This window comes from Bacillus sp. NTK074B (assembly GCF_017303375.1).
Lineage (GTDB): Bacteria > Bacillota > Bacilli > Bacillales > Bacillaceae_B > Rossellomorea.
In genome coordinates this window covers 1-254 of the sequence record NZ_JAFKOH010000268.1, presented here as the reverse complement: position 1 = coordinate 254, position 254 = coordinate 1, and the positions used below count along the sequence as shown (strand labels likewise).

The window sequence follows — 254 nt, the reverse complement described above, 5'->3', positions numbered from 1 at the left end:
CGCCTCGCTTGCCGCACGTCCCGAGGACGCCGTGCAGCCGGGGCGTAACCTGCTGTTCAGACAGAGGATCCGATGAAACAGAAAGGCCTCATCCTTGCCGGTCTGGCGCTGGTCGTGCCCTTGGGAATGACCGCGCTCTACCTGCTGTTCGTCACCGGCGCCTCGGCCTTTTCGCGGCTGGTGGGCGATTTCGACGCGGTGCTGGTTGCGGTTGCCTCAGCCTCGGTCATGGCGCTGGTAGGGGCGTCGCTGAC

At 66.1% G+C, this 254-nt stretch carries 1 protein-coding gene; it reads left to right on the top strand.

What is annotated here, in order from left to right; translation table 11 throughout:
• Positions 1–72 precede the first annotated feature (72 nt).
• Positions 73–254, top strand: a 182-nt coding sequence (locus JI667_RS22315; protein ID WP_206858714.1) for a hypothetical protein, incomplete at its 3' end; no start/stop codon positions are given.